This window comes from Acidovorax sp. (assembly GCF_046314175.1).
Lineage (GTDB): Bacteria > Pseudomonadota > Gammaproteobacteria > Burkholderiales > Burkholderiaceae_C > Acidovorax.
Window position 1 is genome coordinate 1 of sequence record NZ_JBKBXG010000032.1, and the last position, 26,233, is coordinate 26,233.

Below are 26,233 nucleotides of genomic sequence, written 5' to 3' on the forward strand. Positions count from 1 at the left end.
CCACCAACCGATCCGGTTCCAGGGGCAGCAGCTGGACCACGAGACGGGTCTTCACTACAACAGGTTCAGGTACTACGACCCGATGGTGGGGCAGTATGTGACTCAGGATCCTATTGGTCTTAGAGGTGGGACCAATAAATTGGTTTATCCAATTAATCCTACCATTTGGGTAGATCCTCTTGGCCTGGAGAAAGAAGGCGGCGGGATATGGGGATTGGGCCAGAGTATATTCAAATGGGCCGAGCGCAAGGAGAAAGCAGAAGACGCCATCGATGTTGGAAAATTGGCGCTAGAAAATAAAAAACTTGAAAAAGAATTGAATAAAAAAGAAGAGGAGCTAATGATGTGCCTAATGAAAACCCCAACGTGTCCAACTCATGAGATGAGTAAAATTGAGGACAGAACTTCTGAAATCAAGAAGAAAATTATTAAAAATACCGCCAAGATTACCAAGGTGCTCATGGAAACACCGGGGACGTCCGCTGGCGGTCCAATTTATAGTCCAAAATAATATCGTGAAAAAATCAAAAATATTTCTTTTGAGCGGTGCACTATTTTTTGGCGGGTGCCTTTCATATCTTATGGTTATAAAAATTTTGCTAATAGATAATATTCCGAAGCCGATTTGCGTGCGATCGGCATATGACTCGCTAGCGCGTTGGAATCGTGTTTCCATAAACTGCCAAGATGAAATTGGCAAGGTGCATACCGTAATTTTGCGTAGGGTGGGCTTTTTAAAGGAGCGGGTGTGGATCGAGCAGTCATTTGCGGACCAAGCTGAATCAGTAGATAGATTCCAATGTAAAAAATTTGGTGGGTTATATGCATGTTTTAATTTGCAAGAGAGATTGATGGTGACGGCGTCCAACAGAGAATCGGTGTTGTTTTTCTTGAAAGCTTTTGAGCGTAACGCTTTGCGCTAAAAAATATTCACCGCACAGGGGATTCTGCGGAATAGAATATTATTCCGAGATGAATATGTAATTCATACTCAGCAATGATAAAATAGCCGTCAGCAAAATTATCAAAATTTTTGGTGAATAGAAAATTTGAGATTATCAAACCGATCATTCAACTGGGCACGCAAATTTACGAAACAACGGGGTCAGTTCTTGCCTTTTTTTCAATTAGAACTGCAAAGATAAAATGAAATACCTATTCATCGTAATATTTTTTGGCTCATTTATTTCACCCCCTCCGCTGAAGCGCGCGATATGCGACACTTCTCACCTAAGGAAGGCTTCCTGCCTGATAAAGAAACTGCAATTGCAGTTGCAGAAATTATTCTGACCAAAATTTACGGGTCCGACCAAATAAAAGAGCAACGTCCTTTTTCCGCAAATTTGAAAGGTGATAAATAGGAGATATCGGGCTCCCTCCCCGCAAACAAAGTAGGTGGCACTGCGTATATAGAATTAAAAAAGAATGGGCAAGTAGTTCGCTTGAGTCACTCAAGGTAAACGGAGGTGGTGGAAGATATTGAGCATCATGATTTACTCATTCCCAATTATTTTCTGTGCCATTTTTGGATTGTCTTTCCCCACAGCTGCAGCCTCGAAAGATTGCACGTCTTGGCGCGGGATGCGCCAGCAGTTGTATAGCGCGACATCGCACTGGAGTGCACGCTGGCACAGTTCCGAGGACCCCACGCCTATCCACATTCACAAGAAAGGCGCAGAAATCACTGTCGAAGATCGCAATGGGCAGCGCACACTGGCGTGGAAAGACGCCGTCGAGGGACTTCATTTGCTGGCGTTGGAGTTTCACTTTCCCGCAGATCTGGCAACGTGCCCTCTCCCGAGACACGAAGCGATCCATGCTGACGGGGATATCACTATCACCATCAAAACCGCTTCCAACGGTGTTTTTGAATCGACACTCACGTTGAAGGGGCGGGCTGTTGGCTCTGCGACGCTGACGTTGCAAGAGGGGCTTCCACGCAGGTAACCAGATGGTCCGGGCAGAGGTAGTTGGGCGTCGCTGCGACAATCAGTCCATGAGCACGCCTATCCAGCACAAAAAAGCCTCCGAGCTCCTCGCCTTAAACGCCCCCTGGCTCCACGAAGCCATCGCCCGCATCGAAGCCGACTACCAGCGCAGCGCAGATACCCACCTGATCCCGCTGCGTCTGCCCGCTTTTTCCAAGCACGGTATCGACCTGTACCTCAAGGACGAATCGACCCACCCCACAGGCAGCCTCAAGCACCGCTTGGCGCGGTCGCTGTTTTTGTATGCGCTGTGCAATGGCTGGGTGCGTGAGGGCTCAACCATCGTGGAGTCGTCCAGCGGCTCGACGGCGGTGAGCGAAGCCTACTTTGCGCGGCTTTTGGGCCTGCCTTTTGTGGCGGTGATGCCACGCACCACGTCGCCAGAAAAGATTGCGCAGATCGAGTTCCATGGTGGGCGTTGCCACTTTGTGGACAGTGCGGGCGCGGTGTACGAAGCCGCCCGCACGATTGCCGCAGAGACGGGTGGGCACTACATGGACCAGTTCACCTATGCCGAACGCGCCACCGACTGGCGCGGCAACAACAACATTGCCGAGAGCATGTTCACGCAGATGGCGCGCGAGCCGCACCCGGTGCCGCGCTGGATTGTGGTGGGCGCGGGCACGGGCGGCACTAGCGCAACGATTGGGCGTTATGTGCGCTACCAGCGCCATGCCACCGAGGTGTGTGTGGCCGACCCGGCGGGTTCGGTGTTCAGCGCTTACCACCGCACGGGCGATACCACGCTGACGGCGCCGGGGTCGCGCATTGAGGGCATTGGCCGCCCGCGCGTGGAGCCGAGCTTTATCCGCACGCTGGTGGACCGCATGGTCGATGTGCCCGATGTGGAATCCGTCGCTGCGATGCGTGCGCTGTCGCAGTTGCTGGGGCGGCGCGTGGGGCCGTCTACCGGTACCAACTTTGTGGCCATGCTCGCGCTGGCCAGCGAGATGCGCGAGCGGGGCGAGCGCGGCTCGATCCTGTCGCTGCTGTGTGATGCGGGTGAGCGGTATCTGCCCACGTATTTCGACACGGAGTGGGTAGACCGGAGTTTTGGCGATTGCTCCGCAGCGCAGCAGAAATTGGATGCCTTGATCGGCTGAGCGCCCACCATGCACAGCACCACACGCCGCCAGTGGCTGATGTTGTCCAGCCTGCAAGCCGCCGGGTTGTGTGCGCTGTGGCCCGGTGGGGCACACGCCCTGCCCGCCCGCGCGCTGACCTTTCCACGTGACCATGGCAGCCACCCCGAACTGCGCACCGAGTGGTGGTACATCACGGGCCATGTGCAGGCGCAGGGCCAGCCCTGGGGCTTTCAGCTCACGTTCTTTCGCTCGCGGGTGGATGCTACGCAAAACCTGAAGTCGGCATTTGCTGCCAAGCAGCTGCTGTTCGCACACGCAGCGGTGACGGATGTGCAGGGCCAGCGCCTGCAACACGACCAGCGCATTGCGCGCGCGGGGTTTGGCGTGGCGCAGGCGAGCGAGGCAGACACCCGCATCCGCCTGCAAGACTGGACGCTAGTGCGCAGCGACACGGCGGGCAGCCAGGACGAACGCGGTGGAAGCCGGTATGCGGCGCAGATCAACAGTGGCGAGTTTGCGCTGGACCTGCAGTTCGACAGCACCCAGCCGGTGCTGCTGCAGGGCCAGCAGGGCCTGTCGCGCAAGGGGCCCGATGCGGAACAGGCCAGCTACTACTACAGCCAGCCGCAACTCGCGGTAACCGGGGCGCTGACGGTGGGCGGCAAGCGCATGGCCGTGACCCCGGGCAGTGGCCGCGCGTGGATGGACCACGAGTGGAGCGAAGCCCTGCTACACCCCGAGGCGCTGGGCTGGGACTGGATTGGCATGAACCTGAACGATGGCAGCGCGCTGACGGCGTTCCGGTTGCGCAGGGTCGATGGGTCGGCATTGTGGGCAGGCGGGTCGTTCCGCGCGCCAGGCCAGGCTGCGCAGATTTTTGAAGCGAACGCGGTGGCTTTTACCCCCGAGCGGTTCTGGACCAGCCCGCAAAGTGGCGCCCGCTACCCCGTGCAATGGCGGGTGGCCACGCCCGCGGGCGTTTTCAGCGTGCACGCGGTGCTGGACGCGCAAGAGTTGGACAGCCAGGGCTCCACGGGCGCCATCTACTGGGAGGGCTTGAGCGACCTGCGCGACGCGGGTGGCCGCACGGTGGGGCGTGGCTACCTGGAGATGACCGGGTACGCGAAGCCGATCAAGCTGGGGTAAACCACCGGCCTACCGGAAGGCGCTACTCCTTTGATAGCTGGTAGCGCTCATAAAAAAAGGACTTCAGATGGTTTTTTATCTGAAGTCCTTTGATATCAATCGCTAGCAGCTACCTATTCGATAGCATCATCCCCCGCTGGCACTGCGCCGTGCCATCCACGCAATGATCTCGCCCATGATGCCTCGGCGGAAGGCCAGCACGCAGATCACGAAGATCAGGCCGGTGACCATGGTGACCGATTCGCCCAGGGTTTTGAACCATTCGACGCTGGTCAACGCTGCGAGCAGGTTGCCAAACTCACCGATCTTGTTCTCCAGCAGCACCACCACGGCCGACCCGATGAGCGGGCCCGACAGCGTGCCCAGGCCGCCCACCAAAGTCATCAAGATGACCTGGCCAGAGGCCGTCCAGTGCACATCCGACAGCGTGGCAAAGCCCAGCACCAGGGTCTTGAGCGAACCCGCCAGCCCTGCTAGCGCAGCCGAGAGCACAAAGGCCAGCAGCTTGAAACGGTGCGTGTCGTAGCCCAGCGAGATGGCGCGCGGCTCGTTCTCTTTGATGCCCTTGAGCACCTGGCCAAACGGCGAATGGATGGTGCGCACGATGACAAGGAACGCCGCCACCACGATGACCAGCGCCACGTAGTACATGACCAGATCGTCCTTCAGATCGATCAAGCCAAAGAGCTTGCCGCGCGGTACGCCCTGCAATCCGTCTTCGCCACCGGTAAAGGGCGCCTGCAAGCAGACAAAGAACAGCATCTGGGCCAGCGCCAGCGTGATCATGGAGAAGTAAATGCCCTGGCGGCGAATGGCCAGCCAGCCAAACAGCAGGCCCAGCAGTGCGCCGCCGCCCGTGCCCAACAGCAGGCCCACCTCAGGCGTCAGGCCCCAGACCTTGATGGCATGGCCCGCCACGTAAGCGGCACCACCCAGAAACGCGGCATGGCCAAACGACAGCAGGCCCGTGTAGCCCAGCAGCAGGTTGAAGGCAGAAGCAAACAGTGCAAAGCACATGAGCTTCATCACAAAGATGGGATAGGCGCCCAGGAATGGCGCTGCGATCAGAGCCACCAAAAGCAGGCCGTAACCGATGAAGGCAAGATTCTTGGTATTCATGCTGGCAGCCCCTTATTTCTCTTTGCCGAACAGGCCGGCGGGGCGGATGAGGAGAACGATGACCATGATGACGAACACCACGGTGGACGATGCTTCGGGATAGAACACCTTGGTAAAGCCTTCGATGACACCCAGGCCCAACCCGGTCAGGATGGAGCCCATGATGGAACCCATGCCACCAATCACCACCACGGCGAACACGACGATGATGAGGTTCTGCCCCATGAGCGGTGTGACCTGATAGACCGGTGCGGCCAGCACGCCCGCAAACGCGGCAAGGGCGGCGCCAAAGGCATAGGTCAGCGTGACCATGACGGGCACGTTGATGCCGAACGCCTCAACCAGGCGGGGGTTCTCGGTGCCAGCGCGCAGGTAGGCGCCAAGCTTGGTTTTTTCGATCACATACCAGGTGGCCAGGCACACGACCACCGAGGCGACGACGACCCAGGCCCGGTAATTGGGCATGATCATGAAGCCGAGGTTGGTGGCGCCTTCTAGCAGCTCAGGCGTGTCGTAACCCAGGCCCGACACACCGTAGATGGAGCGGAACACGCCTTCAATCAGCAACGTGAGGCCGAGGGTGAGCAGCAGGCCATAAAGATGGTCGAGCTTGTAGATCCAGCGCAGCAGCAGGCGCTCGATCAACACCCCAAACAAGCCCACCACCAGCGGTGCCAACACCAGCATCAACCAGTAGTTGATGCCGAAGTAGTTCATGGCCATCCAGGTGATCAGGGCCCCGGTCATGAACAGCGCGCCATGCGCGAAGTTGATGACGTTCAGCAGGCCAAAGATCACGGCCAGCCCCAGGCTGAGAATTGCGTAAAACGATCCGTTGACCAGCCCTAACAGGAGCTGGCTCAACAGGCCGGGCAATGAGACACCAAAGATTTCCATGGGAGGCAGCAGCAGATGGAGAGAGTTCAGATCAGAGGGCCACAACCCGCCCGGCCAACCCATGGGGATGGCTGGGCGCGTTGACGATGCCTCAGGGGTTTACTTCCAGAGCGGGCACTTGCTCTCGGCCTTGGTGGTGAACACCGTGTCGCCGGGCAGCTTCTTGATCAGCTTGTAGTAGTCCCAAGGCTTGGTGGACTCCGAAGGCTTCTTCACTTCCATCAGGTACATGTCATGCACATAACGGCCATCGGCGCGGATCTGGCCTGAGCCGAAGAAGTCATTCATCTTCATGCCCTTCCAGGTCGCCATGACCTTGTCGGCATCTACCGTCTTGGCAGCTTCCACGGCCTTGAGGTAGTTCATGGTGGCAGAGTAATCGGCTGCCTGGATTTCGGTAGGCATGCGCTTTGTCTTTTCGAAGAACTTGGCAGCGAACTTGCGTGTGTCGTCGTTCAGGTCCCAGTACCAGCTGGTGGTGAACTGCAGGCCTTCGGTGTTGCGCAGGCCCAGACTGTGCACGTCGCTGATGAAGATCAGCAGGCCGGCCAGCTTCATGGTCTTGCCAATGCCAAACTCTTTGGCGGACTTGATGGCGTTGATGGTGTCGCCACCTGCATTGGCCAAGCCGAGGATCTGCGCCTTGGAGTTTTGCGCTTGCAGCAGGAAGGACGAGAAGTCCGACGCATTGAGCGGATGGCGCACGGTGCCCACCACGGTGCCGCCCTTGCCCTTGACCACCGTGCTGGTGTCGGCCTCCAGCGCATGTCCGAAAGCGTAGTCAGCAGTCAGGAAGTACCAGCTCTTGCCGCCCGAGTCCACGATCGCAGACCCTGTGCCTTTGGCAAGCGCGACGGTGTCGTAGGCATAGTGCACGGTGTAAGGCGTGCACTGGTCATTGGTCAGCGCCGAGCTGGCAGCGCCGTTGTTGATGTACACCCGCTTCTTCTCTGCAGCGACCTTGGCAGACGCCAGCGCCGTGCCGGAGTTGGTGCCACCGAACAGCATGGTCAGCCCTTGCGTATCGATCCATTCGCGCGCCTTGGAGGCTGCAATATCTGCCTTGTTCTGGTGGTCCGCGGTGAGCAGTTCAATAGGCATGCCCAGCACCTTGCCGCCAAAGTCGTCGATCGCCATCTGAATGGCGACCGCTCCGTTTTTGCCTTCCACGTCCGCGTACAGGCTGGACATATCGGTGATAAAGCCGATCTTGACCTTGTCTTGCGCGTGCGCGGCCGATGTGGCCAGGCCCGCCGCGCCCAGCATCAGTGCCAGCACTTTGAGTTGTTTCTTCATGGATTTGTCTCCTGTTGGTGTGGTGGAAGAAAACGGTGAGGGATTGGTGTGCAGACGGGGCTTAGACGCCCAGCAGCTCAGTCAGCACGGGCATCTTTTCTTCAAGCTCAGACGCGCCGAACTTCTCGACGATGCGGCCGTGCTCCATCACATAAAAGCGGTCGGCCAGCGGCGCGGCAAAGCGGAAGTTCTGCTCCACCATGACCACGGTGTAGCCTTTTTCGCGAAGCATCTTGATCATGCGGGCCAGGGCCTGCACGATGACCGGCGCCAAGCCTTCAGAAATTTCATCGAGCAGCAACAGGTTGGCCCCGGTGCGCAGAATGCGGGCCACGGCCAGCATCTGCTGCTCGCCACCCGACAGGCGCGTGCCCTGGCTGTTCTTGCGTTCTGCCAGGTTGGGGAACATGGCATAGATCTCTTGCACCGACATGCCGGGCGTGCCTGTCTTGAGGGCCGGTGGCAGCAGCAGGTTTTCTTCGCACGACAGGCTGGAGAAGATGCCGCGCTCTTCCGGGCAGTAGCCCACGCCCAGGTGCGCAATGCGGTGCGTGGCCATGTTCACGGTCTCTACGCCGTTAATCTTGACCGACCCCTTGCGCGCACCGGTGAGGCCCATGATGGCGCGCATGGTGGTGGTGCGGCCCGCGCCATTGCGCCCCAGCAGCGTGACGACTTCGCCAGGTTGCACAACGATGTCCACACCATGCAGCACATGCGATTCGCCGTACCAGGCTTCGAGGTTTTTGATTTCGAGGGCAGGCACGCCGTTGTTGTTGTTTGAAGGATTAGCCATCTCAGTTGTCCATTGCGTTCCGCGCTGTCTGTAGAAACCGGCACGCGCAAAGCCAGTGCCCCCGTGCAAGGGCCGCCCCGCCGCACTGGGGGCGTCCCCCTCCCGCATCGCGCAGCGAGGCGAGAGAGGGGGAAGGCGCGAAGCGACTAAGGGGGTGCTTCATTAATGCGCTCCCTGCAGTTGGCCATCTGTGGTGCCCATGTAGGCTTCCATCACCTGCGGGTTGTTTGAGACTTCCGCGTACGGCCCTTCGGCTAGCACCGCGCCACGCTGCAGCACGGTGATGCAGTCAGCTATTGTTGAGACCACCTTCATGTTGTGCTCCACCATCAGGATGGTGCGGCCCACAGAGACCTTTTTGATGAGCTGCGTAACGCGGTCCACGTCTTCATGGCCCATGCCCTGGGTGGGCTCGTCGAGCAGCATTAGCTCGGGCTCCATGGACAGCGTGGTGGCGATCTCCAGCGCACGTTTGCGGCCATAGGGCAGGTTCACGGTCACCTCGTCGGCCATGTCTTCCAGACCGACTTCGGTCAGCAACTGCATGGCCCGGTCGTTCAGCTGGTTCAGCGTGCGCTCGCTGCGCCAGAAGTGGAACGAGGTGCCCAGCTTGCGCTGCAGGCCCAGGCGCACGTTCTCCATCAGCGTGAGGTGAGGAAACACTGCCGAGATCTGGAACGACCGGATCACGCCGCGTCGAGCAATCTGTGCTGGTTGTTCGCGGGTGATGTCATGCCCGTTGAACCGGATAACGCCCGAGGTGGGCTCCAGAAATTTGGTCAGCAGGTTGAAGCACGTGGTCTTGCCTGCGCCATTGGGGCCGATCAGCGCATGGATGGATCCCCGGCGGACGGACAGATTCACATCACTGACAGCGGTGAAGCCTTTGAACTCTTTGGTCAGGCTGGTGGTTTCGAGGATGACGTCGCTCATTGCGCCTTGGCCGCTCCGTAGGGTGCTGAGGAAAGAGGAGCCTTGCTGCAAGGTCTCCGAGGATGTGTCTTTGTGTCGAATCGCAGTGCATGGTATGTCTCGTTACCCGTCGGTAGATACTGGGACTAATGCCTATGTATTAATGCCTAAGGGTCTTGCCCCACGCGCTCTCAACCAGGCGCGCAAAGGCCCTGCAGGGCCTACCAGCGCTTGTTTTGGTGGCGTGGCGAACGGCAGGCAGCACGGTGCACCCCGGCCCTCGGCGCTGCAGCTGACTGACTTTTTGCTTACATATTGCGGCGCCTGGAGCCGTGTGGTCATTCGGTGACGGGTAGCCATTGGCCTGCACCGGCTACAGCGACCCCTTAACCGACCAGGCTGCGCTGCACAAGCCCCGGGCCCTACACTGGCTGCATGGCATCTACCCCACCCAACCCTGCCCGCGGGGCGCCCCGCTCCCTGTCCGGCCTTCTCCCATTTCTGCGCCCCTACCGGCTGCGCATTGCGCTGTCAGGGGTGTTCCTGGTGCTTGCTGCGCTGGCCACGCTGGCGTTCCCACTCGCCTTGCGCAACCTGGTGGATGGTGGCCTGGTCAATGCCGACAAAGGCGAGCAGACCATGGCGCTGCGCAATCACTTCGAGGCGCTGTTTGCCGTGGCCGTCGCGTTGGGCGTGTTTTCGGCGGCACGCTTTTACATGGTCAGCTGGCTGGGCGAGCGCGTCACCGCCGACCTGCATGATGCGGTGTACAGCCATGTACTCAAACAAAGCCCGCAGTTTTTTGAAACCACGCAGACCGGTGAAGTGCTGTCGCGGCTGACGGCGGACACCACGCTGGTCCAGACAGTGGTGGGCTCATCCCTGTCGATGGGGCTGCGCAACGCGGTGATGGGCGTTGGTGCCTTGATCATGCTCGTGTGGACCAATCCGTATGTCATGTCGATCGTGATGCTGGCCGTGGTGCTGGTGGTGCTGCCCACCATGTGGATCGGGCGCCGGGTGCGGCGCCTGTCGCGTGACAGCCAGGACAGGGTGGCGGACTCGAGCGCCATCGCGGCCGAGGTGCTGAACGCGGTGCCCGTGGTGCAAAGCTACACGGCCGAGCCACGGGAGTCGGCACGCTTCAGACAGGCCACAGAAAACGCGTTCCAGGTGGCTGTCAAGCGCACCAAGGCACGGGCCGTTCTGGTCGCGTTCATCATCATCGCCAACGCGGCATTGTTGCTGTGGGGCCTGTACCGAGGCACTGAGGCCGTGCTGGCGGGGCAGATGACCGCCGGGCACCTGGGACAGACGGTGGTGTATGTCATCCTGCTTGCAGGTTCTGTGGCGGTGCTGGGCGAGGTGTATGGCGACCTGCTGCGTGCGGCCGGGGCCACCGAGCGGCTGATGGAATTGCTTGCCAGCCGATCACCCGTGGCAGACCCGGCCACGCCCCAAGCGCTGCCCACCTCTGACAAGGGGCTGGAGGTGGAGTTTGTGAACGTGCAGTTTCACTACCCCTCGCGCCCAGACCAACCCGCGCTGCATGATTTTTCGCTGCACCTGGCCCCCGGCGAAACGGTGGCCCTGGTGGGAGCCAGCGGCGCGGGCAAGACCACAGTGTTCCAGCTGCTGCAGCGTTTTTATGACGTGGACGCAGATGGTGACGGCAAAGCGCTGGGGCACATTCGGTTCAATGGCGTGGACATCCGCGACATGCGACTGGACACGCTGCGGGCCCACACGGGCACCGTGCCACAAGACGCGGTGATCTTCTCTGCATCGGCGCTGGAAAACATCCGCTACGGCAACCCCGACGCAACCGATGACGAGGTCAAGGCGGCCACCCGGTCTGCGTTTGCGCATGACTTCATCATGGCGTTGCCCGAGGGCTATGACACTTTTCTGGGAGAGCGCGGCGTACGCCTGTCGGGCGGCCAACGCCAACGCATTGCGATTGCCCGTGCCATGCTCAAGAACCCGCCGCTGCTGCTGTTAGATGAAGCCACCAGCGCGCTGGATGCCGAAAGCGAACGCATGGTGCAGGCTGCGCTGGACACTGCCATGCAGCGACACACAGGCCGCAGAACCACGCTGGTGATTGCGCACCGGCTAGCGACGGTACAGAACGCAGACCGCATCGTGGTGCTGGAACATGGCCGCATCGTTGAGCAAGGCACCCACACCGCGCTCATGGCGCAAGGCGGTGTGTATGCACGTCTTGCGGCGTTGCAGTTCACGGCGTGACATCGCGGGGCACATTTGCAAGCGGCAGACGCTGATGACAAGAGCGCTAGCCGCTACCCGGCCGCAAGCTGGGCAGCCGGCAACCCGGACAGGAAACCAGATCGCTACAAATAATATAGCTGCCAACGCTTATAGACAGAGCGCTAGAGCCCAAAAACACCAATACCACTGACCGACACACCCGCGGCGCAAGCCGTTTGCGGCCTTAAGCCTCAAGCCCTGATCCCTACTGCAGGGTCTCCTTGGCAGCGGCTGGCAACGGCAACGGCATCACAGCGATGCCTTCCTCCAGCAGCTCCACAGCCTCTTCGGCGGTAGCCTGCCCGCGGATGGCACGCTCCTCCACTTCGCCGTGGTGCATGCGGCGGGCTTCCTCGGCAAAGCGCCCTCCCACATCCTCGGTGCTGGCAACGATCTTACGCGCCAGTTGCATCCAAGCCGCCTGCAGGGCTGGTGGAAGCACGCTTGCATCCACCGGTAGCTGGGTGGATAAGGGTGCGCCAGAAGGTACTGGATTGGGTGACGCAGGTGTGCCGGACGAACCTGTCGCGGCCACAGGCTCACGCGCACCCAGGTTCAGCCGCGGGGCGCTCAAGCGTTTCTCGATGTGGTCATCCCCACACAACGGGCATTGCACCAAGCCACGTTGCCGCTGGTCCTGAAAGTCGTCTTCAGACCCGAACCAGCCCTCGAACACATGGGCCTGCCGACATTGGAGGTCGAGCACCTTCATCGCATGGGACGCAAATGGCTGCAGCCGTCAGCCGTGGCGGCGCAGCAGGTACCGGTAGATAAAACCTGGGAAGGCCAGGGTCACAAACAGCGTGCCGGTTATCGCATAGAACTCCCAGCCTTGTGGGGCAATCTGCCCCGCGCGCCGTTCCAGCAACAGCGCGAGACCGCCCACCACAAAGTACAGCAGGACCAGCTCCGCCAAACGCGCGACAAGCGCCTTGCGCTCACCGGCCACCGGTCCCACAACCAGCCAGCGGTGGTTGACAAACGGCAGGTTGGCAGCAATGAAGGCTGCCACGATGACCAGCCAGATAGAAGCAGTGAGCGACACAGATCAGCGAATCGTAAGCCGGGGAATCCTGAAGCGGGCTGCTTCAAGTCGCCAAGGCGCGCACTACGGCGTCAGCGCACAGGGTCATCAAACCACCGGGCAACAGACCCAGGCCGAGGATGAGTGCACCATTGATCGTGAGCACCACCCGCACATCCACCGGGGCAGACACGGTAGACGCGGTAAGGGGCGCGTCGAAATACATCACCTTGACCACACGCAGGTAGTAGAACGCACCAATCAACGACATGATCACCGCGAACACCGCCATGGCGATGTACAGGCTCTGGCCCGATGCTACCAGTGCCTGCAGCACCGACAGCTTGGCGTAAAAGCCCACCAGCGGCGGGATACCAGCCATCGAGAACAGGCATACCGCCATCACACCTGCATACAGCGGACTGCGTTGGTTGAGGCCCGCAAAGTCCGAGATCTCTTCACTCTCAAAACCTTCACGCGCCAGCAGCAGGATCACACCAAAAGCGGCCAGCGTGGTCAGCACATACGTCACCACATAGAACATGGACGCGCTGTACGCGTTCTCCACGGCTGTGGCGTCAACATTGCCGTTGATTACGCCCGACATCAAGCCCAGCAGCACAAATCCCATCTGAGAGATGGTCGAGTACGCCAGCATGCGCTTGAGGTTGGTCTGTGCGATAGCCGCCAGGTTACCCACCAGCAAGGAGCCAATCGCCAGCACTGCCAGCATCTGCTGCCAGTCAATCGCCAGGGGCAGCAGGCCGTCCACCAGCAGGCGGATGGTGATGGCGAACGCTGCCAACTTGGGGGCGCCACCGATCATCAAGGTAACCGCCGTTGGTGCGCCCTGGTAGACGTCAGGAATCCACATGTGAAATGGCACCACACCCAGCTTGAAAGCCAGGCCGGCCACCACGAACACCAGGCCGAACACCAGCACCTGGTGCTTGATCTGACCGGAGTTGACGGCCTTGAAAACCTGGCCGATATCGAGCGAGCCTGTAGCGCCATACACCATCGACAGGCCATACAACAGGAAGCCGCTGGCCATGGCGCCAAGCACAAAGTACTTCATGGCGGCTTCGGTGGCTGTGGCGTTGTCACGGCGCAATGCCACCAGGGCGTAACTCGACAGAGTCAGCAGTTCCAGGCCGAGATAGATCACGAGGAAGTTGTTGCCCGAGATCATGATGAACATGCCCAGCAGCGCAAACATTGACAGTGTGAACATCTCCCCGCCACGCAGCATGTCTCGGTCCGCCGCGTAAGGACGGCCATAGACCAACGTGATCATCATGGCCACGGTGGCAAAACATTTGAGCCAGTTGCCCATGGCGTCGCTCACCACCATGTTGCCAAAGCCATAAAACGTATTACCGCTGCTTGCGTACATGGCCTGCAGGGTTGCCACCACGGCCAGCGTGAGCATGGTCAGCACATAGGTACCCGTGCGGCGCGGGCTGTTCACGCCCAAATCGACCAGCGCAATCACGCAGGCCATGGTCACAAGCACAATTTCGGGGTAAATCGCTAGCCAGCTGATGTTGTCAATCATCTTCTTGAATCTCTCAGTTCAGTCTGGTCAGTTCAGCTTGGTCAGTGCGACATGCTTGAGCAGTTCCGCGACCGAAGTGTCCATCACATCCGTGAACGGACGTGGGTACAGGCCCATGGCAAGCACGGCAATCGCCAGCAGCGACATCACGAGGAATTCGCGGCTGTTGATGTCCTTCAATTCCTTGACGTGGTCATTGGCCACCGGGCCCAGGTACACACGCTTAAACATCCACAGCGTGTAAGCCGCACCAAAAATCAGGGCGGTGGACGCTGCCATACCAATCCAGAAGTTGGCCTTGACCGCACCCAGAATGACCATCCATTCGCCCACAAAACCAGCGGTGCCCGGGAGGCCGCAGTTGGCCATGGCGAACAACAACGCAAACGCGGTGAAGTTGGGCATGGTGTTCACAACGCCGCCATAGGAAGAGATCTCGCGGGAATGCACGCGGTCGTACAGCACACCAATGGACAGGAACATGGCGCCCGATACGAAGCCGTGGGCAATCATCTGAACAAGCCCGCCGGATACGCCCAGGTCATTGAAGATGAAGAAACCGAGTGTGACAAAGCCCATGTGCGCCACGGACGAGTAAGCCACCAGCTTCTTCATGTCCTTCTGGACCATGGCCACCAGGCCCACGTAGATCACGGCGGTCAGCGACAGGGCAATCATCAGCCAAGCCCATTCGCGAGACGCGTCAGGAGCGATGGGCATCGAGAAACGCAGAAAACCGTAGGCACCGAGCTTCAACATGATGGCCGCCAGCACAGCGGAGCCACCGGTGGGCGCCTCCACGTGAACGTCAGGCAGCCACGTATGAAACGGGAACATCGGCACCTTCACTGCAAACGCTGCAAAGAAGGCAAAGAACAGCATCGTCTGCGCCGTGCCGCTCAATGGCAACTGGTGCCAGGTGGCAATGTCAAAGCTGCCGCCCGATTGGTTGTACAGGAAGATCAGCGCAATCAGCATCAACAGCGAGCCGAGCAACGTGTACAGGAAAAACTTGAATGCCGCGTAGATCTTGTTAGGGCCACCCCAGATGCCGATGATCAGATACATCGGGATCAGCGTGGCTTCAAAGAAAACGTAGAACAGTATGCCGTCGAGCGCAGAGAACACGCCGATCATCAAACCCGACAGGATCAGGAACGCGCCCATGTACTGGTTCACGCGTTCGGTGATGGACTCCCACGACGCGATCACCACGATCACGGTGATGAAGGCGGTCAGCGGGACAAACCAGAACGATATGCCATCCACGCCCAGGTGGTAGTGCACATTGAAGCGTTCGATCCAGGCCGCCTTCTCGACGAACTGCATGGCCGCGGTTCCGATCTGGAAACCGTCATACAAAGGCAGCGTGACGAAGAAACCGATCAGCGCGCCTACCAGTGCCAGCCACCGTACGGCGCGGGCATGTTCATCCCGCCCCACGGCAAGCAGCAGCACACCGAAGGTAATCGGTGTCCAGATTGCAAGACTCAACAGACCCATTTTGTTGTTTTCCTTATTTGATGAGCTGCAGGATGACGTCGCCCCAGACGAACCAGGTCATCAGTGCGAACACGCCCAGGATCATGACCAGCGCGTAGTGGAAGATGAACCCGGACTGGAACCAGCGAACCACGCCAGACACACCCCGCACCAGCTTCCACGAGCCGTTCACTAAGCCCCCATCAATGATGGCTTGATCGCCGCCCTTCCACAGTCCCATGCCCAGCGCACGCGCTCCACGGGCCAGAATGTTTTCATTGATCCAGTCGAGGTAGTACTTGTTTTCGAGCAGGTTGTACAAGGGCATAACGCGCGCCTTGATGCCCGCGGGCAGCGCCGGGTTGACCATATACATGTAGTACGAGGCTGCGACGCCAGCCAGCGCCAACCAGAACGGTGCGGTCTGCAAGCCATGCAGCGCCATGCCGACAGGGCCATGGAAGATTTCAGCCAGCTTGACCATCGCGGGGTGCTTGGCTGCGTCCACAAAGATCACGTCCTTGAAGAAGTCTCCAAACAGCATGGGCTGGATGAACATGAAGCCCACCACCACCGAGGGAATGGCCAGCAGCACCAGCGGCACCGTCACCACCCAGGGGGATTCGTGCGGTTTGGCATCGTGCCCGTGGTGATCATCATGGCCGTGGTGGTCGTCGTGGTGCCCACCATGGTGTGCTTCGGGGTTCTGGTCGTAGCGCTCCTTGCCGTGGAACACCAGGAAGTACATGCGGAACGAATAGAACGCCGTGATGAAGACACCGGCCAACACCGCGTAGTAAGCAAAGCTTGCTGCTGGTAGGTTGCTGAAATGCACGGCCTCGATGATGCTGTCCTTGGAGTAAAAACCCGAGAACAGGGGTGTCCCGATCAGCGCCAGCGAACCCAGCAGCGAAGTGATCCAGGTGATGGGCATGTACTTGCGGACACCGCCCATCCAGCGGATGTCCTGGTTGTGGTGCATGCCCATGATGACTGAGCCCGCACCCAGAAACAGCAATGCTTTGAAGAACGCGTGCGTCATCAGGTGGAACACGGCCACCGAATACGCCGATGCGCCCAGGGCAACCGTCATGTAGCCGAGCTGGGACAGCGTGGAGTAAGCCACCACGCGCTTGATGTCGTTCTGAATGATGCCCAGGAAGCCCATGAACAGCGCCGTGATAGCACCAATCACCAGGATGAAATTGAGGGCTGTGTCAGAAAGCTCGAACAGGGGCGACATGCGCGCCACCATGAAGATGCCAGCTGTCACCATCGTCGCCGCGTGGATCAGCGCGGAGATGGGTGTTGGCCCTTCCATGGAATCAGGCAGCCAAACGTGCAGCGGAAACTGGGCAGACTTGCCCATAGCTCCAATGAAGAGGCAGATACAGATCACGGTGATCAGCATCCAATCGGTGCCAGGAAAAGCCGTTCCACCCAATTCGCCGGACTTGGCAAACACTTCGCCGTAGTTCAGGGTACCTGCGTAGGCAGCAATCAGGCCAATACCCAAGATGAAGCCGAAATCGCCAACGCGGTTGACCAGGAACGCCTTCATGTTGGCGAAGATGGCCGTGGGCTTATTGAACCAGAAGCCGATCAGCAGGTAGGACACCAACCCAACGGCTTCCCAGCCAAAGAACAACTGGAGCAGGTTGTTGCTCATGACCAGCATGAGCATCGAGAACGTGAACAGAGAGATGTAGGCGAAAAAGCGGTTATACCCTTCGTCTTCTTCCATGTAGCCGATGGTGTAGATGTGCACCATCAACGACACGAAGGTCACCACGACCATCATCATTGCGGTGAGGCTGTCCACCAGGAAGCCCACTTCCATCTTCAGGCCACCCACCACCATCCAGGTGTAGAGGGTTTCATTGAAACGGGCGCCATCCACGGCAACGCTCTTGAGCGTCATCGCCGACAGAATAAATGCCACGAGAACACCGAGGATCGTCAGGGTATGGCTCAGGCGGCGGCCGATCCAGTTACCACCGAAGGTCGTACCGAAGATACCGGCCAGCAAAGCGCCCGCCAGCGGAGCCAGCGGCACGGCCAGGAGCGTTGAAGCAGAGAGGGTTTGACTCATTCTTGAGAACCTTGGGAATACAGGTGGCTCATCAACCCTTGAGGGTGTTGAGATCTTCCGCGTTGATGCTGGACTTGTTGCGGAACAACAGCACCAGAATGGCCAGGCCAATGGCCGACTCGGCGGCGGCGACGGTCAAGATGAAGAACACGAACACCTGCCCGTGCATGTCTCCCAGGTAATAGGAGAAAGCAACGAAGTTCATGTTGACGGCCAGCAGCATCAGCTCGATGGCCATCAGCAGCACGATCAGGTTCTTGCGGTTCAGGAAGATCCCGATCACAGCTAACGCGAACAGCATCGCGCCCAGCGAGAGAAAATGTCCCAAGGTCAGTGTCATGGCTTCTTCTCCTCCGCTGAGGGCTCGGTCAACGCTGCAGGCGCAGGCTTCTGGGTTGCCGTCACTTTCACCAGTTCGAGACGATCACTGGCGCGCACGCGAACCTGCTGCGATGGATTGATGGCCTTGCTGTCCTTGCGCTGGCGCAGTGTCAATGCAATCGCGGCAATCATCGCCACCAGTAGGATCACAGCGGCAATTTCGACAGGGTAGAGATACTCGGTATAGAGCAATATGCCCAGCGCCTTAGTGTTCGAGTATTGAACAGCCTGGCCTGCTGCATTCACCGCGGCGACGGCCGCCTTGGGCTCATCCATCCCGCGAAAACCGCCCATGAGCACAGCAGCCATTTCCAGAGCAATCAGCGCGCCTATGGTGGCAGCCAGCGGAAAGTGTTTCCAGAACCCTTTGCGAACGGAGTCGATGTGGACATCCAACATCATCACCACAAAAAGGAACAGCACCATGACCGCTCCGAGATACACCAGCACCAGTGCAATCGCCAGAAACTCTGCCTTGAGCAACAGCCATACCGCGGCGGCTTGCGAGAAAGCGAGGATGAGGTACAGCACTGCATGCACGGGATTGCGCGCAGTGATAACCCGGAAGGCTGCAAAAAGCAGCACGACCGAGAAAAAGTAAAAGAAACCAGTCTTGGCGTCCATGAATCGGGTCTTTATAGAAGTCTGGCGGAAGGAGATTGGGGCTCGCTACCGCTCAGCGGTACTTGGCGTCTGCCGCCTTGGCCGCAGCAATCTCACCCTCGTACCGGTCACCGACGGCCAGAAGCATGTCTTTCGTGAAGTACAGGTCCCCACGCTTTTCACCGTGGTACTCAAAGATGTGCGTTTCGACAATCGAATCCACGGGGCAGCTTTCTTCGCAGAAACCGCAGAAGATGCATTTGGTCAGATCAATGTCGTAGCGTGTGGTGCGACGCGAACCGTCACTGCGTACGTCCGACTCGATCGTGATCGCCATGGCGGGACACACCGCTTCGCACAGCTTGCAGGCAATGCAGCGTTCCTCGCCGTTGTCATAGCGGCGCAACGCATGCAAGCCGCGAAAACGTGGCGACAGGGGCGTCTTTTCTTCGGGGAACTGCACGGTCACCTTGCGGCGGAACGCGTAGCGACCCGTCAGGGCCATGCCCTTGAGCAGCTCCACGAGCATGAAGCTCTTGAAGAAATCCTTGAACGAAAAAGGTGCAGCAGCAGCAACAGCAGTCATATGTGTCCCCGCTTATTTCCAGATATTCCAGGGCGAGAGCAACCACCCGCCCACGATGACCAGACACACCAATGTGACTGGGATAAAGATCTTCCAGCCCAGACGCATGATCTGGTCATAACGGAAGCGGGGGAAGGTCGCACGGATCCAGATGAACATGGACACCACGAGGAATGTCTTGAGACCCAGCCAGATCCAGCCCGGAATGAACGAGAGCATCTCGAACGGAGGCAGCCACCCGCCCAGGAACATCAACACGGCCAGGATGGACACCAGCCACATGCTTGCGTATTCAGCCAGGAAGAAGATCGCAAAGCCCATGCCGGAATACTCCACCATGTGGCCCGCCACAATTTCCGCCTCTCCTTCAACAACGTCAAACGGGTGACGGTTCGTTTCAGCGACACCCGAGATCAGGTAGACCAGAAAAATAGGCAGCAAGGGCAGCCAGTTCCAGGACAAGAAGTTCAGGCCCTGGTCTGCGGCCATTCCACGCGCCTGCCCCATCACGATTTCGGTCAGGTTCATGCTGCCTGACACCATGATCACGACCAGGAAGCAAAATCCCATCGCGATTTCATAGCTCACCATCTGGGCAGAAGCGCGCAGGGCGCCCAAGAACGCATACTTGGAGTTCGATGCCCAGCCGGCGATGATCACACCATAGACCTCAATGGAGGTGATCGCCATCACCAGCAGCAAGCCAGCGTTGACGTTGGCCAAAGCCACATCGGGACCAAACGGAATCGCAACCCAGGCGGCGAGCGCAGGCATGATGGCCATAACCGGCCCCAGCACGAACAAGCCCTTGCTTGCAGCGGCGGGCTGAATAATTTCCTTGGTCAGCAGCTTTAAGGCATCGGCAATAGGCTGCAGCAGACCCAAGGGCCCCACCCGGTTGGGACCATGGCGCACTTGCATGAAACCCAGCAGTTTGCGTTCCCAGAGCGTAAGGTAGGCAACGGCCCCCATCAGCGGCGCCAGAATACAGACGATCTTGAGCAGGATCCAGAGCACAGGCCAGGCCGCGCCCGTCCACCATGCGAAGGGCAGGAGGTTCAGCCCGCCGTTGTACAGCGCATCAATCATGCTGCCACTCCTTCGCCAGCGGCCATGCGCGCGTCTGCCGTCAGTTGCAGCGACGTGGCGCGGCGCACCAGGCCATCGAGCTGGTAAATCGAAGCGACAGCGGGCTCGGCCACGCTGGCCGCACCTGCTGCGGGCGGGTAGCCTACGGCGTTGGACAGCTGCTCGGCCGCCAGCATGGCCAGTTGGCCCGCCGGGGCGTTGGTGGCACGCGCCAGCACGTCCTGCGAGGTCTCAAAGTCGAAGCCCGGCACGCCAAGCACGTTGGCCAGTACGCGCAGCACCTTCCAGGCGGGGCGCGTGTCGCCCAGCGGGCGCACCACGGCGTGGAAGCTCTGCAGGCGCCCTTCGGCGTTGACGAAGCTGCCCGAGGTTTCGGTGAACGGCGCGATGGGCAGCAGCACGTCGCTGATGTCCATGTTGGCCTTGAAGGGGCTCAGGGTCACAACCATCTGCGCCTGGCCGATGGCGGCGCTGGCCTGGGCACCGTTGGCCGCGTCGAACGCGGGTTCGGTGTTGAGCAGTAGCACGGCCTTGAGGCCGCCGGCCAGCATCTGGCCTGCGTTCAGGCCGCTGCCCACTGGGTGGGCGCCAGCGAACTGGGCACCCACGGTGTTGGCGGCCTCGGTGAGGTAGCCGACGGTGGCGCCGGTATGCTCGCCGATCCAGTTGGCCAGGGCCAGCAGCGCTGTGGCCTGGCCGTGGTGCGCAGCAGCGTTGCCCAGCAGCACGGCCTTGCGTTCACCACCCAGCAGCGAGCGGGCGATGGCCAGGCTGGCCTCGGAGGCTTCGGCTGCACACTGGGGGGCAACGACGTTCTTTTCCTGGGCGATGGCCGAGGCGATGGAGCCGAGGGCTTGCACCCAGTGGCTGGCGTTCTGCAGCAGTTGGTGCTTGATGGGCATGGCCCAGTCGCCCACGGAGGAGTCGACCACGCTCAGTTGGGCACCGTGGCGCACGGCATGGCGCACGCGCAGGGCGAACAGCGGATGGTCCTTGCGCAGGTTGGAGCCCACCACCAACACGCGTTGCAGCGTGGACAGAGAGGCGATGGAGGTGCCAAGCCAGCGGATACCTTCGGGCGCAGCGAATTCGGCGTTGCGCAGGCGGTAGTCGATGCTGTCGCTGCCCAGGCCACGCACTAGGGCGGAGGCGAGGTACAGCTCTTCGAGCGTACTGTGCGGGCTGACCAGGGCACCAATGCTGTTAGCGCCGTGGTCGGCCTTGATGTTCTTCAGGCCGTTCGCCACGTATTCCAGCGCGGTCTGCCAGTCGACGCTCTTCCAGACGCCACCCTGCTTGAGCATGGGCTGAGTCAGACGTTCGTCGCTGTTGAGCGATTCGTACGAGAAGCGGTCGCGGTCAGCGATCCAGCATTCGTTGACGGCTTCGTTCTCGAACGGCACGACGCGCATGACCTTGTGGTTCTTGACCTGAACAATCAAGTTGGCACCAGTGGAATCGTGCGGGCTGACCGAGCGGCGGCGCGACAGTTCCCAGGTGCGGGCGCTGTAGCGGAATGGCTTGCTCGTGAGCGCGCCCACGGGGCATATGTCGATCATGTTGCCCGACAGCTCGGAGTCGATCGTATCGCCCACCACGGTGGTGATCTCGGAGTGCTCGCCGCGGTGGATCATCCCCAGCTCCATCACGCCGGCCACTTCCTGGCCAAAGCGCACGCAGCGGGTGCAGTGGATGCAGCGGCTCATTTCCTGCATGGAAATCAGCGGCCCCACATCCTTGACGGGCACCACGCGCTTTTCTTCCTCGTAGCGCGAGGAGGAACCGCCATAGCCCACAGCCAGATCCTGCAGCTGGCACTCACCGCCCTGGTCGCAGATGGGGCAGTCCAGCGGATGGTTAATCAGCAGGAATTCCATGACCGACTGCTGCGCCTTGATGGCCTTGTCGCTCTTGGTGCGCACGATCATGCCCTGCGTCACCGGCGTGGCGCAGGCGGGCATGGGCTTGGGCGCCTTTTCCACGTCCACCAAGCACATGCGGCAATTGGCGGCGATGGACAGCTTCTTGTGGTAACAGAAATGGGGAATGTAGGTGCCGGCCTTTTCGGCTGCATGCATCACCATGCAGCCTTCGGCGACTTCTACCTTCTGTCCGTCGAGTTCGATTTCAACCATATGCGTTTCTCGCGATCAGGCGGAGGCAGAAGCCTGCGGGGTCTCTTTGCGGATCAGGGCTTCGAATTCCGGACGGAAGTGCTTGATCATGGCGCGCACCGGCATGGCCGCTGCGTCACCCAGCGCGCAGATAGTGCGCCCCTGGATGTTGTCTGCCACCGAATTGAGCAGATTCAGGTCGCCGTCGCGCCCCTGTCCATGCTGGATCCGGTCGATCACGCGCCACATCCAGCCCGTGCCCTCGCGGCACGGCGTGCACTGTCCGCAGGACTCATGCGAGTAAAAATAAGACAGACGCAGCAAGCTCTCGACCATGCTGCGGGAGTCGTCCATCACGATGACAGCGCCCGAGCCCAGCATGGAGCCAGCCTTGGCGATGGAGTCGTAATCCATCGTGCATTCCATGATGATGGAAGCAGGCAGCACCGGGGAGGACGAGCCGCCGGGAATCACTGCCTTGAGCTGGCGGCCCTTGCGCACGCCACCAGCGAGTTCGAGCAGTTTTGCAAACGGCGTACCCATCGGCACTTCGTAGTTGCCGGGCTTTTCTACGTCGCCCGAGACCGAGAAGATCTTGGTGCCGCCGTTGTTGGGCTTGCCGCATTCAAGGTAGGCCTGGCCACCATTACGGATGATCCAAGGCACGGCCGCGAAGGTTTCGGTGTTGTTGATGGTGGTGGGCTTGCCATACAGGCCGAAGCTGGCCGGGAACGGCGGCTTGAAGCGCGGCTGGCCCTTCTTGCCTTCGAGTGACTCGAGCAGCGCAGTTTCTTCGCCGCAGATGTAGGCACCGAAGCCGTGCGCCGCATGCAGCTGGAAACTGAAGTTGCTGCCCAGGATCTTGTCGCCCAGGTAGCCGGCAGCACGCGCCTCTTCGAGCGCTTCTTCGAAACGGTCGTAGGTCTGGAAGATTTCGCCGTGGATGTAGTTGTAGCCCACGGAGATACCCATCGCGTAGGCCGCGATGATCATGCCTTCGATGACGATGTGCGGGTTGAACTGAAGGATGTCACGGTCCTTGCAGGTGCCTGGCTCGCCTTCGTCGGAGTTGCACACGAGGTACTTCTGACCAGGGAACGAGCGGGGCATGAAGCTCCACTTGAGGCCGGTGGGAAAGCCTGCGCCACCACGGCCACGCAGGCCCGATTCCTTGACGGTGGCGATCACCTGGTCCTGGGTCAGGCCTGCGCCTGCGCCTTCGCCCTGCACCAGGATCTTGCGCAGCGCTTCGTAGCCGCCGCGCGCTTCGTAGTCCTTGATGCCCCAGTTCGTGCCGTCGAGCCCCGCAACGATCTGCGGGTTGATGTGGCGGTCGTGAAAGCAGGTCTGGACGCCCGTGGCCTGGAACTGCGAGAGGATCTGTGCGGCGGTGGTCATGCTTGTCCTTCCGCAGCCTTGAGGCCATCGACCAGCTGGTCGAGCTTGTCGTTGTCCATGAAGCTGCACATGGTGCGGTCGTTGACCAGCATCACAGGCGCATCGGCGCAGGCACCCAGGCATTCGCACTGCTGCAGCGTGAACAGGCCGTCCGGCGTGGTCTCGCCCATGGTCACGCCGAGTTTCTTCTCGAGGTGGTGCAGCGCCTTCTGGCCGTCCCGCAGCTGGCAAGGCAGGTTGGTGCAGACGTTGAGCTTGTACTTGCCCGTCGGCTGCTGGTTGTACATGTTGTAGAACGTGGTGACTTCGTGCACCGCGATCTGGGCCATGCCCAGGTAGTCGGCGATCACGGCCTCGCTCTCTGCGCTGACCCAGCCCTGCTCCTGCTGCACGATGGACAGGCAGGCCATCACGGCCGACTGCTTCTGCTCGGGCGGGTACTTGGCCACTTCGCGCGCAAAGCGGGCCAGCGTGGCATCGGTGATCTTGGTATTGCTGCTGTTCATCGGTCGATCTCCCCGAACACGATATCCATGGTGCCGATGATGGCCACGGCGTCGGCGATCATGTGACCGCGGGCCATTTCATCGAGCGTGGCCAGGTGCGCAAAGCCGGGCGCACGGATCTTCAGGCGGTAGGGCTTGTTGGCGCCATCGCTGACCAGGTAGATGCCAAACTCGCCCTTGGGGTGCTCCACGGCGGCATAGGCTTCGCCTTCGGGCACATGGAAACCTTCGGTGAAGAGCTTGAAATGGTGGATCAGCTCCTCCATGTTCGACTTCATGGATTCACGATCGGGCGCAGCCACCTTGTGGTTGTCGGTGATGACCGGGCCGGGGTTAGCGCGCAGCCAATCCACGCACTGCTTGATGATGCGGTTGGATTCGCGCATCTCCTGCACGCGCACGAGGTAACGGTCGTAGCAGTCGCCCGTCTTGCCCACCGGAATGTCGAAGTCCATGCGGTCGTAGACGTCGTAGGGCTGCGTCTTGCGCAGATCCCACGCGATGCCGGATCCGCGCAGCATGGGGCCAGTCATGCCCAGGTTTAGCGCGCGCTCTGGGGGCACCACACCAATGCCCACAGTGCGCTGCTTCCAGATGCGGTTGTCGGTGAGCAGTGTTTCATACTCGTCCACACAAGCTGGGAACCGCTGCGTGAAGTCGTCGATGAAATCGAGCATGGAACCCTGACGGTTCTTGTTCATGGCCTCCAGGGCCTTCGCGTTCTTGATCTTGCTGACTTTGTACTGCGGCATGGAATCCGGCAGGTCACGGTACACGCCGCCTGGACGGAAGTACGCCGCGTGCATACGTGCGCCGGAGACAGCCTCGTACATGTCGAACAGGTCTTCGCGCTCGCGGAAGGTGTAGATCAGGATCGTGGAGCTGCCGCAATCGTTGCCGTGCGAACCCAGCCACATCAGGTGGTTCAGCAGGCGGGTGATTTCGGAGAACATCACGCGGATGTACTGCGCGCGCTCAGGCACTTCCAGGCCCAGCAGCTTTTCGATAGCCAGGCAGTAGGCGTGCTCGTTGCACATCATGGACACATAGTCCAAGCGGTCCATGTAGGGCAGCGACTGGATATAGGTCTTGTGCTCGGCCAGCTTTTCAGTGGCGCGGTGCAAGAGGCCGATGTGCGGGTCGGCGCGCTGGACGACTTCGCCATCGAGCTCGAGCACCAGACGCAGCACGCCGTGCGCTGCAGGGTGCTGCGGCCCGAAGTTCAGGGAATAGTTCTTGATTTCAGCCATGGTGGGTCACGTGGGGCGCGGGCGCCTTAGTGCAGGCCTCCGTACTTGTCTTCGCGGATGATGCGCGGCGTGATCTCGCGCGGCTCAATCGAAACAGGCTCGTAGACCACCCGGCGCTGCTCTGCGTCGTATCGCATCTCGACATGGCCGGAAAGTGGGAAGTCCTTGCGGAAGGGATGGCCGATGAAGCCGTAGTCGGTCAGGATGCGGCGCAGGTCGTTGTGACCATCGAACACGATGCCGAACAGGTCGAACGCTTCGCGCTCGTACCAGTTGGCCGAGCTCCACAGCTCAGCAACCGAGGCTACCACCGGAAAATCGTCATCAACGCAGAACACCTTGACGCGCAGGCGCTGATTCAGGCTGACCGACAGCAGATGCGACACCACGCAATAGCGAGCGCCTTCATTGACTTCGTCGGCATAGGCCGAATAGTCCACACCGCATAGATCAATCAGTTGCTCAAACTGGCAGCCGGGCGCGTCGCGCAGCTGCTGCATGGCAGCCAGGTAGTCTGCGGCGGAGACTTCGACGGTGACCTCACCGAGGGCCACATGGATCTTGCGGACCTTGTCGCCCAGCACGGCGGCGACGGCTTCCTGGATTGCTTCAGGGCGAATGGCAACAGAAGTCATCATCA

Annotated in this window: 25 protein-coding genes and 1 pseudogene; 7 read left to right on the top strand and 19 right to left on the bottom strand. The window is 60.1% G+C overall.

Annotated features, from left to right (window positions below; translation table 11 throughout):
* The 6 genes and pseudogenes from ACK4OE_RS11065 to ACK4OE_RS11090 form a co-directional block, all read left to right on the top strand.
* The coding region (locus ACK4OE_RS11065) for an RHS repeat-associated core domain-containing protein (RefSeq protein WP_409884866.1) at positions 1-511 on the top strand (511 nt) is incomplete at its 5' end.
* Between the two features lie 4 nt (positions 512-515).
* Complete coding sequence (locus tag ACK4OE_RS11070) at positions 516-923, top strand: hypothetical protein (RefSeq protein ID WP_409884867.1); 408 nt, start codon at positions 516-518, stop codon at positions 921-923.
* Positions 924-1,214: 291 nt separating this feature from the next.
* Positions 1,215-1,460, top strand: a pseudogene (locus ACK4OE_RS11075) (NTF2 fold immunity protein).
* A 28-nt stretch (positions 1,461-1,488) separates the two neighbouring features.
* Complete coding sequence (locus ACK4OE_RS11080; RefSeq protein WP_409884868.1) at positions 1,489-1,947, top strand: hypothetical protein; 459 nt, start codon at positions 1,489-1,491, stop codon at positions 1,945-1,947.
* A 49-nt stretch (positions 1,948-1,996) separates the two neighbouring features.
* Positions 1,997-3,091 (top strand): PLP-dependent cysteine synthase family protein, encoded by a 1,095-nt coding sequence (locus ACK4OE_RS11085; protein WP_409884869.1) that lies wholly within the window; start codon positions 1,997-1,999, stop codon positions 3,089-3,091.
* 9 nt (positions 3,092-3,100) lie between these two features.
* Positions 3,101-4,219 carry a lipocalin-like domain-containing protein gene (locus ACK4OE_RS11090; RefSeq protein ID WP_409884870.1) on the top strand — a complete coding sequence of 373 codons (1,119 nt, stop codon included), beginning with the start codon at positions 3,101-3,103 and terminating at the stop codon, positions 4,217-4,219.
* Positions 4,220-4,345: 126 nt separating this feature from the next.
* Here ACK4OE_RS11090 and ACK4OE_RS11095 read toward each other — a convergent pair whose 3' ends face one another.
* From ACK4OE_RS11095 to ACK4OE_RS11115, 5 genes are all read right to left on the bottom strand, one after another.
* Positions 4,346-5,338, bottom strand: a complete 993-nt coding sequence (locus ACK4OE_RS11095) for a branched-chain amino acid ABC transporter permease (RefSeq protein WP_409884871.1) — start codon at positions 5,336-5,338, stop codon at positions 4,346-4,348.
* Positions 5,339-5,350: 12 nt separating this feature from the next.
* Positions 5,351-6,235: a branched-chain amino acid ABC transporter permease gene (locus ACK4OE_RS11100; protein WP_409884872.1), complete on the bottom strand. Its 885-nt coding sequence runs from the start codon at positions 6,233-6,235 to the stop codon at positions 5,351-5,353.
* 99 nt (positions 6,236-6,334) lie between these two features.
* Complete coding sequence (locus tag ACK4OE_RS11105) at positions 6,335-7,531, bottom strand: ABC transporter substrate-binding protein (RefSeq protein ID WP_409884873.1); 1,197 nt, start codon at positions 7,529-7,531, stop codon at positions 6,335-6,337.
* Positions 7,532-7,592: 61 nt separating this feature from the next.
* Complete coding sequence (locus ACK4OE_RS11110; RefSeq protein WP_409884874.1) at positions 7,593-8,327, bottom strand: ABC transporter ATP-binding protein; 735 nt, start codon at positions 8,325-8,327, stop codon at positions 7,593-7,595.
* 162 nt (positions 8,328-8,489) lie between these two features.
* On the bottom strand, positions 8,490-9,260 hold the full coding sequence (locus ACK4OE_RS11115; RefSeq protein WP_409884875.1) for an ABC transporter ATP-binding protein: 771 nt from the start codon (positions 9,258-9,260) through the stop codon (positions 8,490-8,492).
* A 414-nt stretch (positions 9,261-9,674) separates the two neighbouring features.
* On the opposite strand from ACK4OE_RS11115, the gene ACK4OE_RS11120 reads away from it, so the two are divergent.
* Entirely contained in the window at positions 9,675-11,489 is a 1,815-nt protein-coding gene (locus ACK4OE_RS11120) for an ABC transporter transmembrane domain-containing protein (protein WP_409884876.1), read from the top strand.
* A gap of 226 nt (positions 11,490-11,715) precedes the next feature.
* Here ACK4OE_RS11120 and ACK4OE_RS11125 read toward each other — a convergent pair whose 3' ends face one another.
* From ACK4OE_RS11125 to ACK4OE_RS11190, 14 genes are read right to left on the bottom strand one after another with little or no spacing between them, the layout of a single operon-like run.
* Entirely contained in the window at positions 11,716-12,222 is a 507-nt protein-coding gene (locus tag ACK4OE_RS11125; RefSeq protein WP_409884877.1) for a DUF1178 family protein, read from the bottom strand.
* Between the two features lie 27 nt (positions 12,223-12,249).
* Positions 12,250-12,555 carry a DUF2818 family protein gene (locus tag ACK4OE_RS11130; protein ID WP_409884878.1) on the bottom strand — a complete coding sequence of 102 codons (306 nt, stop codon included), beginning with the start codon at positions 12,553-12,555 and terminating at the stop codon, positions 12,250-12,252.
* Positions 12,556-12,598: 43 nt separating this feature from the next.
* On the bottom strand, positions 12,599-14,092 hold the full coding sequence (nuoN, locus tag ACK4OE_RS11135) for an NADH-quinone oxidoreductase subunit NuoN (protein ID WP_409884879.1): 1,494 nt from the start codon (positions 14,090-14,092) through the stop codon (positions 12,599-12,601).
* 27 nt (positions 14,093-14,119) lie between these two features.
* Complete coding sequence (locus ACK4OE_RS11140; protein ID WP_409884880.1) at positions 14,120-15,595, bottom strand: NADH-quinone oxidoreductase subunit M; 1,476 nt, start codon at positions 15,593-15,595, stop codon at positions 14,120-14,122.
* Positions 15,596-15,608: 13 nt separating this feature from the next.
* Complete coding sequence (gene nuoL / locus ACK4OE_RS11145; protein WP_409884881.1) at positions 15,609-17,666, bottom strand: NADH-quinone oxidoreductase subunit L; 2,058 nt, start codon at positions 17,664-17,666, stop codon at positions 15,609-15,611.
* A gap of 31 nt (positions 17,667-17,697) precedes the next feature.
* Positions 17,698-18,006, bottom strand: a complete 309-nt coding sequence (gene nuoK, locus ACK4OE_RS11150) for an NADH-quinone oxidoreductase subunit NuoK (RefSeq protein WP_094285673.1) — start codon at positions 18,004-18,006, stop codon at positions 17,698-17,700.
* A complete protein-coding gene (locus tag ACK4OE_RS11155; RefSeq protein WP_409884882.1) occupies positions 18,003-18,671 on the bottom strand; it encodes an NADH-quinone oxidoreductase subunit J in 669 nt (222 codons plus the stop codon). The genes nuoK and ACK4OE_RS11155 overlap by 4 nt, the downstream gene beginning before the upstream one ends.
* Before the next feature lie 52 nt (positions 18,672-18,723).
* Positions 18,724-19,236 (bottom strand): NADH-quinone oxidoreductase subunit NuoI, encoded by a 513-nt coding sequence (gene nuoI, locus ACK4OE_RS11160; protein WP_409884883.1) that lies wholly within the window; start codon positions 19,234-19,236, stop codon positions 18,724-18,726.
* Between the two features lie 12 nt (positions 19,237-19,248).
* On the bottom strand, positions 19,249-20,325 hold the full coding sequence (gene nuoH, locus ACK4OE_RS11165; protein ID WP_409884884.1) for an NADH-quinone oxidoreductase subunit NuoH: 1,077 nt from the start codon (positions 20,323-20,325) through the stop codon (positions 19,249-19,251).
* Positions 20,322-22,460 (bottom strand): NADH-quinone oxidoreductase subunit NuoG, encoded by a 2,139-nt coding sequence (gene nuoG / locus ACK4OE_RS11170; RefSeq protein ID WP_409884885.1) that lies wholly within the window; start codon positions 22,458-22,460, stop codon positions 20,322-20,324. The genes nuoH and nuoG overlap by 4 nt, the downstream gene beginning before the upstream one ends.
* A gap of 15 nt (positions 22,461-22,475) precedes the next feature.
* A complete protein-coding gene (gene nuoF, locus ACK4OE_RS11175; protein ID WP_409884886.1) occupies positions 22,476-23,837 on the bottom strand; it encodes an NADH-quinone oxidoreductase subunit NuoF in 1,362 nt (453 codons plus the stop codon).
* Entirely contained in the window at positions 23,834-24,343 is a 510-nt protein-coding gene (gene nuoE, locus ACK4OE_RS11180; protein ID WP_409884887.1) for an NADH-quinone oxidoreductase subunit NuoE, read from the bottom strand. The genes nuoF and nuoE overlap by 4 nt, the downstream gene beginning before the upstream one ends.
* A complete protein-coding gene (locus ACK4OE_RS11185) occupies positions 24,340-25,593 on the bottom strand; it encodes an NADH-quinone oxidoreductase subunit D (RefSeq protein WP_409884888.1) in 1,254 nt (417 codons plus the stop codon). The genes nuoE and ACK4OE_RS11185 overlap by 4 nt, the downstream gene beginning before the upstream one ends.
* 26 nt (positions 25,594-25,619) lie before the next feature.
* Positions 25,620-26,228, bottom strand: coding sequence for an NADH-quinone oxidoreductase subunit C (locus ACK4OE_RS11190; protein WP_409884889.1), 609 nt, complete (start codon positions 26,226-26,228; stop codon positions 25,620-25,622).
* Between the last annotated feature and the right edge of the window lie 5 nt (positions 26,229-26,233).

What these genes read in the sequence shown, in the direction of transcription:
- nuoE (WP_409884887.1), bottom strand. Translation starts at nt 24,343, where the DNA reads ATGAACAGCAGCAATACCAAGATCACCGATGCCACGCTGGCCCGCTTT.
- nuoG (WP_409884885.1), bottom strand. Translation starts at nt 22,460, where the DNA reads ATGGTTGAAATCGAACTCGACGGACAGAAGGTAGAAGTCGCCGAAGGC.
- nuoH (WP_409884884.1), bottom strand. Translation starts at nt 20,325, where the DNA reads ATGATTGATGCGCTGTACAACGGCGGGCTGAACCTCCTGCCCTTCGCA.
- ACK4OE_RS11190 (WP_409884889.1), bottom strand. Translation starts at nt 26,228, where the DNA reads ATGACTTCTGTTGCCATTCGCCCTGAAGCAATCCAGGAAGCCGTCGCC.
- ACK4OE_RS11155 (WP_409884882.1), bottom strand. Translation starts at nt 18,671, where the DNA reads ATGGACGCCAAGACTGGTTTCTTTTACTTTTTCTCGGTCGTGCTGCTT.
- ACK4OE_RS11105 (WP_409884873.1), bottom strand. Translation starts at nt 7,531, where the DNA reads ATGAAGAAACAACTCAAAGTGCTGGCACTGATGCTGGGCGCGGCGGGC.
- ACK4OE_RS11140 (WP_409884880.1), bottom strand. Translation starts at nt 15,595, where the DNA reads ATGGGTCTGTTGAGTCTTGCAATCTGGACACCGATTACCTTCGGTGTG.
- ACK4OE_RS11185 (WP_409884888.1), bottom strand. Translation starts at nt 25,593, where the DNA reads ATGGCTGAAATCAAGAACTATTCCCTGAACTTCGGGCCGCAGCACCCT.
- ACK4OE_RS11115 (WP_409884875.1), bottom strand. Translation starts at nt 9,260, where the DNA reads ATGAGCGACGTCATCCTCGAAACCACCAGCCTGACCAAAGAGTTCAAA.
- nuoI (WP_409884883.1), bottom strand. Translation starts at nt 19,236, where the DNA reads ATGACTGCTGTTGCTGCTGCTGCACCTTTTTCGTTCAAGGATTTCTTC.
- ACK4OE_RS11090 (WP_409884870.1), top strand. Translation starts at nt 3,101, where the DNA reads ATGCACAGCACCACACGCCGCCAGTGGCTGATGTTGTCCAGCCTGCAA.
- nuoN (WP_409884879.1), bottom strand. Translation starts at nt 14,092, where the DNA reads ATGATTGACAACATCAGCTGGCTAGCGATTTACCCCGAAATTGTGCTT.
- nuoK (WP_094285673.1), bottom strand. Translation starts at nt 18,006, where the DNA reads ATGACACTGACCTTGGGACATTTTCTCTCGCTGGGCGCGATGCTGTTC.
- ACK4OE_RS11125 (WP_409884877.1), bottom strand. Translation starts at nt 12,222, where the DNA reads ATGAAGGTGCTCGACCTCCAATGTCGGCAGGCCCATGTGTTCGAGGGC.
- ACK4OE_RS11100 (WP_409884872.1), bottom strand. Translation starts at nt 6,235, where the DNA reads ATGGAAATCTTTGGTGTCTCATTGCCCGGCCTGTTGAGCCAGCTCCTG.
- ACK4OE_RS11120 (WP_409884876.1), top strand. Translation starts at nt 9,675, where the DNA reads ATGGCATCTACCCCACCCAACCCTGCCCGCGGGGCGCCCCGCTCCCTG.
- ACK4OE_RS11085 (WP_409884869.1), top strand. Translation starts at nt 1,997, where the DNA reads ATGAGCACGCCTATCCAGCACAAAAAAGCCTCCGAGCTCCTCGCCTTA.
- nuoF (WP_409884886.1), bottom strand. Translation starts at nt 23,837, where the DNA reads ATGACCACCGCCGCACAGATCCTCTCGCAGTTCCAGGCCACGGGCGTC.
- ACK4OE_RS11080 (WP_409884868.1), top strand. Translation starts at nt 1,489, where the DNA reads ATGATTTACTCATTCCCAATTATTTTCTGTGCCATTTTTGGATTGTCT.
- ACK4OE_RS11110 (WP_409884874.1), bottom strand. Translation starts at nt 8,327, where the DNA reads ATGGCTAATCCTTCAAACAACAACAACGGCGTGCCTGCCCTCGAAATC.
- nuoL (WP_409884881.1), bottom strand. Translation starts at nt 17,666, where the DNA reads ATGAGTCAAACCCTCTCTGCTTCAACGCTCCTGGCCGTGCCGCTGGCT.
- ACK4OE_RS11095 (WP_409884871.1), bottom strand. Translation starts at nt 5,338, where the DNA reads ATGAATACCAAGAATCTTGCCTTCATCGGTTACGGCCTGCTTTTGGTG.